7 protein-coding genes are annotated in these 6,815 nt (G+C 69.5%); 5 read left to right on the forward strand and 2 right to left on the reverse strand.

The window, feature by feature from the left end; translation table 11 throughout:
* Nucleotides 1-50 precede the first annotated feature (50 nt).
* The gene (locus tag A5736_RS07585) at nt 51-1,373 is read left to right on the forward strand and encodes a replication-associated recombination protein A (protein WP_076245419.1); all 1,323 of its coding nucleotides are present in this window, start codon (nt 51-53) and stop codon (nt 1,371-1,373) included.
* The gene (locus tag A5736_RS07590; protein WP_076122987.1) at nt 1,370-1,705 is read left to right on the forward strand and encodes a hypothetical protein; all 336 of its coding nucleotides are present in this window, start codon (nt 1,370-1,372) and stop codon (nt 1,703-1,705) included. Before A5736_RS07585 ends, A5736_RS07590 begins: the two co-directional genes overlap by 4 nt.
* Here the strand turns inward: A5736_RS07590 and A5736_RS07595 are convergent, their stop codons facing one another.
* Together A5736_RS07595 and A5736_RS07600 are read right to left on the reverse strand one after the other, a co-directional pair.
* On the reverse strand, nt 1,706-2,329 hold the full coding sequence (locus A5736_RS07595; protein ID WP_076122988.1) for a hypothetical protein: 624 nt from the start codon (nt 2,327-2,329) through the stop codon (nt 1,706-1,708). It abuts the gene before it with no gap.
* A gap of 155 nt (nt 2,330-2,484) precedes the next feature.
* Nucleotides 2,485-3,105 carry a putative quinol monooxygenase gene (locus tag A5736_RS07600; RefSeq protein ID WP_076122989.1) on the reverse strand — a complete coding sequence of 207 codons (621 nt, stop codon included), beginning with the start codon at nt 3,103-3,105 and terminating at the stop codon, nt 2,485-2,487.
* Nucleotides 3,106-3,264: 159 nt separating this feature from the next.
* Here A5736_RS07600 and A5736_RS07605 point away from each other — a divergent pair, with 159 nt between their 5' ends.
* From A5736_RS07605 to ruvX, 3 genes are all read left to right on the forward strand, one after another.
* Complete coding sequence (locus tag A5736_RS07605) at nt 3,265-3,654, forward strand: secondary thiamine-phosphate synthase enzyme YjbQ (protein WP_170874575.1); 390 nt, start codon at nt 3,265-3,267, stop codon at nt 3,652-3,654.
* Nucleotides 3,655-3,756: 102 nt separating this feature from the next.
* Nucleotides 3,757-6,459, forward strand: coding sequence for an alanine--tRNA ligase (gene alaS, locus A5736_RS07610; protein WP_076122990.1), 2,703 nt, complete (start codon nt 3,757-3,759; stop codon nt 6,457-6,459).
* A partial coding sequence (ruvX, locus tag A5736_RS07615) for a Holliday junction resolvase RuvX (protein ID WP_076245417.1) occupies nt 6,460-6,815 on the forward strand: 356 nt, incomplete at its 3' end.

Genomic DNA, 6,815 nt, shown 5'->3' on the forward strand with positions numbered 1-6,815 from the left:
GCGTGGCATCGGCCATCCTGTACGGCCCGCCGGGCAGCGGCAAGACGACGCTGGCCGCGCTGATCCCGCAGGCGACCAACCCCGACGTCGGCGTGTCAGCCGGCGCGCCGCTGGCGGTGCGGATGCGCCCGGCGTCGCTGGACGAGGTGGTCGGGCAGGACCACCTGCTGGCACCCGGATCGCCCCTGCGCCGCCTCGTCGAGGGTTCGGGCGTGGCATCGGCCATCCTGTACGGCCCGCCGGGCAGCGGCAAGACGACGCTGGCCGCGCTGATCTCGCAGGCGACCGGGCGCCGGTTCGAGGCGCTGTCGGCCTTGTCGGCCGGCGTCAAAGACGTCCGGGCCGTCATAGATCAGGCGCGCAGGGCCCTCCTTTCCGGCCAGCAAACGGTGCTGTTCATCGACGAGGTGCACCGATTCTCCAAGACGCAGCAGGACGCCCTGCTCTCCGCGGTGGAGAACCGGGTGGTGCTGCTGGTGGCGGCGACCACGGAGAACCCGTCGTTCTCGGTGGTGGCGCCGCTGCTGTCCCGCTCGCTGATCCTGCAGCTGCGGCCGCTGAGCGCCGACGACGTCCGCACGGTGGTGCAGCGGGCGATCGATGACCCCCGCGGCCTGGGCGGTCAGGTCGTGGTGCAGCCCGAGGCCGTCGACCTGCTCGTGCAACTGGCGGCCGGCGACGCCCGCCGCGCCCTCACCGCGCTGGAGGTCGCCGCCGAGGCGGTGCAGGGGGAGCCGGTCACCGTCGAGGCCATCGAGCAGTCCCTCGACAAAGCCGCGGTCCGCTACGACCGCGACGGCGATCAGCACTACGACGTCATCAGCGCGTTCATCAAGTCGGTGCGCGGCTCCGACGTCGACGCCGCGCTGCACTATCTGGCCCGGATGCTGCTGGCCGGCGAGGATCCCCGGTTCATCGCGCGCCGGCTGCTGATCCTGGCCAGCGAGGACATCGGGATGGCCGACCCGACCTCGCTGCAGACCGCGGTCGCCGCCGCGCAGACCGTCGCGCTGATCGGCATGCCCGAGGCGCAATTGACGCTGGCGCACGCCACCATCCACCTGGCCACCGCGCCCAAGTCCAACTCGGTCACCACCGCGCTGGCCGCGGCGATGGACGACGTCAGGGCGGGCAAGGCCGGCCTGGTGCCGGCGCATCTGCGCGACGGGCACTACTCCGGCGCGGCGGCACTGGGCAACGCGCAGGGCTACAAGTATTCGCATGACGACCCGGACGGCGTTGTCGCACAACAATATCCGCCCGACGATTTGGTGGAGGTCGACTACTATCGGCCCACCGGTCGCGGCGGCGAGCGGGACATGGCCGGCCGACTGGACCGGCTGCGAGCGATCATCCGTAGGAAGAGGCCATGAGGACGTTCACCGACGAGGAGATGGGCCGGCTGCTGCCCACCGCGAAGGAATACAGTGTCGTCATCCTCAAGCGGGGGCCCAACTTCGGCGACGACACGGCACCGGGCATCGTCTGGGAGCACGGGCGGCGCAACTTCGCCCTGCGCGACGACGGCGTGCTGCCGGTGGTGCTGCCGGTCACCGACGGGTCCGACGTGTGCGGCGTCGGGGTGTTCGCGGCGACCGTCGACGAGACCGCGGCGATCATGGACGGCGACCCGGGCGTGGCGGCCGGCGTGTTCACCTACGAGGTGCACGCCTGCCGCGGGTTCCCCGGGGATTCGCTGCCGTAGCTAAGCCAGCTCGGGCACCCGCAGGCCGGCGATGGCCAGCTCGAACTCGACGACGTCGATCACCTCGGCGCCCAGCTCGCGCACCCGCCTGCTGCGCAGCTCGGTCGCACGGTCACGGTTGCGGGCCATCGCTTCCAGGCTGTCGAACGTCGAGCACGACACCGCGCGCCGCGAGGCCGGGTGGTCGACCATCAGGCTGGCGCTGCAGAACCCGTCCAGGTTCTCCATCTCCGGAAGGACGGCCGTGCGATAGAAGTCCAGCGAGCGGGTGAGCTGATCCGGCACCACCTTGAGCCAGGTGGCCCGCACGCATGCTCCTTCCCGGGAGGGGTGGTCGCGGTGCACCAGCGCGATGTCCCATTCTTCGACGCGCGCGCTGCCGTCGAACATCAGCGCGGCGCGGTCACGGATGGGCGCTATCCGTTCGGCGCTGGCGCGCATCGTTTCGATGGATTCCCACGCGCTGGTGGCGATGCAGGTGCCGGACTGGCGGTCGACCAACAGCGACACTCCGACGCACCCGTCCATCTCCTGCAGGGCGGGCGTGACGACATCGCGAACGTGTGCAATTCCGATGTCGACCGACAAGGGTTGCGCCTGGATGGTGGTAGAGCGTGCGTACACGATCGACCCCTCACTCTGTCGGGGCGGCGCCCCGGTGGCGCCACCGGTCCCACCAGATACCTTCCTCCTCCGGGTTATCGGTCGCAATGGGCGCGAGGCGCGCAGTCTGGCGACCGGCCGATGCCCGGTTCGGCCGGTCTACCAATGGGTCTCGATCAGACCAGCTCGGGCACCCGCAGGTGCGCCAGCGCCAACTCGAACTCGCCCTCGTCGAGTTCCTCGCCGCTTACCTCTTGCATCGACGAGTTCTTCAGTTCGGTTGCCCGGTCCCGGTTCCGCTCCATCGCGTCGACGCTGTCGAACGTCGCGGAGGACACGCCGCGTCCGGACTCGCGGTCGATCAGCAGGCTCGCGCTGCAGAACCCGTCGAGGCTCTCGAGCTGTGGCAGCACGGACGACTTGTAGTACTCGATGCCCTGGTCCATTTGGTCCGCCGGCACCTTGACCCACGTCGCCCGCACGCCCGCGCCCTCGGGCGCGCGGTGGTCGCGATGCAGCACGGCGATCTCCCACTGCTCGACATCTGCCGTGCCCCCGAACATTTCCGCGGCCCGATCGCGGATCGGCGTCACGTGGTCCGCGCTGCCGCGCAAGGCCTCGTCACTTTCCCAGGCGCTGGTGGCGATGCACCGGCCCGAGCGGCGATCGACCAAAAGGGATACGCCGACGCATCCCGGCATACCTTGCAGCGCGGGCATCACCTCATCGCGAACATGCGCAATTCCGGCGTCGATGGACGAGGGTTGCGCCTGGATTGTGGTAGAGCGTGCGTACACGATCCACCCCCTCTTACTCGGGGCAGCGCCCCGGTGGCGCCACCGGTCCACGCACTACCTTCCTCCTGCGGGTGAGCACCCGCAATGGTGTGGCAGCACTCACAATCGATTGGCCGCTCGCAGGCGCCCGCCCGTAGGCTGGACCGGGTGCATACCGATGTGCTGAATGTGGACACCGCGCGTCGCCGCATCGTGGATCTCACCGACGCGGTTCGCAGGTTCTGCTTCAGCTGTGGTGACGGCCTGTGCAACGTGTTCGTGCCGCACGCGACGGCCGGGGTCGCGATCATCGAGACCGGCGCCGGCTCCGACGACGATCTGGTCGACACGCTCGAACGGCTGCTGCCGCGCGACGACCGCTACCGCCACGCGCATGGTTCCGAAGGTCACGGCGCCGACCACGTGCTGCCGGCGCTCGTCACGCCGTCGGTGACGGTGCCGGTCTCCGCCGGTGAACCGCTGCTGGGCACGTGGCAAAGCATCGTGCTGGTGGACCTCAACCGGGACAATCCGCGGCGGTCGGTGCGGTTGAGCTTTCTGGAGGGCTAGCCACCAGGCAACAGCCTTTCAATCCGGGCGAATAGGCTGGGAATCGACGCCAATACAAAATTCACCGCAAAATCAACGCGACACGGAAAGAAGCGAACGTAAGTGCAGACACACGAGATCAGGAAGAGGTTCCTCGATCATTTCGTGAAGGCGGGTCACACCGAGGTGCCGAGCGCATCGGTGATCCTCGACGACCCCAACTTGCTGTTCGTCAACGCCGGCATGGTCCAGTTCGTGCCGTTCTTCCTGGGGCAGCGCACCCCGCCGTACGCCACGGCCACCAGCATCCAGAAGTGCATCCGCACTCCGGATATCGACGAGGTGGGCATCACCACCCGGCACAACACCTTCTTCCAGATGGCCGGCAACTTCTCGTTCGGCGACTACTTCAAGCGCGAGGCCATCGAGCTGGCCTGGTCCCTGCTCACCAAACCGCTCGCCGACGGCGGATACGGGCTGGACCCCGAAAGGCTTTGGGCCACAGTGTATTTCGACGACGACGAGGCCTTTGGGCTGTGGCGGGAGATCGCCGGGCTGCCGGAGGAGCGGATCCAGCGCCGCGGCATGGCCGACAACTACTGGTCGATGGGCATCCCCGGGCCGTGCGGCCCGTCGTCGGAGATCTACTACGACCGTGGGCCGGAGTTCGGCGTCGAGGGCGGCCCGATCGCCAACGAGGACCGCTACGTCGAGCTGTGGAACCTGGTGTTCATGCAGAGCGAGCGCGGCGAGGGCACCGGCAAAGCCGACTTCGAGATCCTGGGGCCGTTGCCGCGCAAGAACATCGACACCGGCATGGGCGTCGAGCGGGTCGCGTTCGTGCTGCAGGGTGTGCACAACGTCTACGAGACCGACCTGCTGCGGCCGGTCATAGACACCGTCGCGGCGCGTGCCCCGCGCGGGTATGACGTCGGCAACCACGACGACGATGTGCGGTACCGCATCATCGCCGACCACAGCCGCACCGCCGCGATCCTGATCGGCGACGGCGTGAGTCCCGGCAACGACGGACGCGGCTACGTGCTGCGCCGGCTGCTGCGCCGGGTGATCCGCTCGGCCAAGCTGTTGGGCATCGAGGGCCCGATCGTCGGCGAACTGATGGCCACCGTGCGCGACGCAATGGGCCCGTCGTATCCCGAACTGGTCACCGATTTCGACCGGATCAGGCGCATCGCCGTCGCGGAGGAGACCGCGTTCAACCGCACGCTGGCCTCGGGTTCGAAGCTGTTCGACGAGGTGGCCGGCGCGACCAAAGCGGCGGGTTCGGGCGTGGTGTCCGGTTCGGACGCCTTCACGCTGCACGACACCTACGGCTTCCCGATCGAGCTCACCCTGGAGATGGCCGCCGAGGCCGGCCTGGGCGTCGACGAGACCGGCTTCCGCGAACTGATGGCCGAGCAGCGGCGGCGCGCCAAGGCCGACGCGGCGGCGCGCAAGCATGCCCACGCCGACCTGAGCGCGTACCGCGAGCTGGTCGACGCCGGCCCCACCGAGTTCACCGGATTCGACGAGTTGACTTCCGAGGCAAGGATTCTGGGCATCTTTTCCGACGGCAAGCGGGTGCCGGTCGTAGCCCACGGCACCGACGGGGCGGATCGCGTCGAGCTAGTGCTCGACCGCACCCCGCTCTACGCCGAGTCGGGCGGCCAGATCGCCGACGAGGGCACCATCAGCGGGACCGGCGCCAACGAGTCCGCCCGCGCCGCGGTCACCGACGTGCAGAAGATCGCGAAAACCCTTTGGGTGCACCGGGTTAACGTCGAATCCGGGGAGTTCGTCGAGGGTGACACCGTCGTCGCGGCGGTGGACCCGGGGTGGCGCCGGGGTGCGACCCAGGGGCATTCGGGCACCCACATGGTGCACGCCGCGCTGCGACAAGTGCTGGGGCCCAACGCCGTTCAGGCCGGCTCGCTGAACCGTCCGGGCTATTTGCGCTTCGACTTCAATTGGCAGGGGCCGCTTTCCGAGGAACAGCGCACCCAGATCGAAGAGGTGACCAACGAGGCGGTGCAGGCCGACTTCGAGGTGCACACCTTCACCGAGCAGCTCGACAGGGCCAAGGCGATGGGAGCGATCGCGCTGTTCGGCGAGAGCTATCCCGACGAGGTGCGGGTGGTGGAGATCGGCGGGCCGTTTTCGCTGGAGCTGTGCGGCGGCACCCACGTGCACAACTCCGCGCAGATCGGCCCGGTGACCATCCTGGGCGAAGCCTCGGTCGGTTCCGGGGTCCGCCGCGTGGAGGCCTACGTCGGGCTCGACTCGTTCCGCCACCTGGCCAAGGAACGGGCGCTGATGGCCGGGCTGGCGTCGTCGCTGAAGGTGCCCTCCGAAGAGGTGCCCGCCCGGGTGGCCAACCTGGTGGAGCGGCTCAAGGCCGCGGAGAAGGAACTCGAGCGCGCACGGATGGCCGGCGCGCGCGCCGCCGCCACCAACGCCGCCGCGGGCGCCGAGCGGATCGGTAACGTTCGTGTGGTGGCGCAGCGGATGTCGGGCGGGATGACGGCGGCCGACCTGCGCTCCCTCGTCGGCGACATCCGCGGCAAGCTGGGCAGCGACCCCGCCGTGGTCGCCCTGATCGCCGAGGGCGAGGGCGGCACGGTGCCGTACGCGGTGGCCGCCAATCCGGCCGCCCAAGATCTGGGGCTTCGGGCCAACGACCTGGTCAAGCAGCTCGCCACCGCCGTGGACGGCCGCGGCGGCGGCAAGGCCGACCTCGCGCAGGGCTCGGGAAAGAATCCGACCGGCATCGACGCGGCGATTGAGGCCGTGCGCTCCCAGATCGCCGCGATAGCGCGGGTCGGTTGAGTGGTTGAACGGCAGCGGGGACGGCGCCTCGGCATCGACGTCGGCAAGGTGCGCATCGGCGTCGCATCCAGCGACCCCGACGGCATCCTGGCCACCCCGGTGGAAACCGTGCGCCGCGAGCGCTCCGGCAAGCACCTGCGCAGGCTGGCCGAGTTGACCGCTGAGCTGGAGGCCGTCGAGGTGATCGTCGGGCTGCCGCGCACCCTGGCCGACCGCATCGGGCCATCGGCGCAGGACGCCATCGACCTGGCCGACGAGCTGGCACAGCGGATCGCACCGATACCGGTGCTGTTGGCCGACGAGCGGCTCACCACGGTCGGCGCGCAGCGATCGCTGCCATCGCCTTGGCCCTGTCG

The sequence above is a fragment of the Mycobacterium sp. SP-6446 genome, from assembly GCF_001954045.1.
GTDB lineage: Bacteria > Actinomycetota > Actinomycetes > Mycobacteriales > Mycobacteriaceae > Mycobacterium.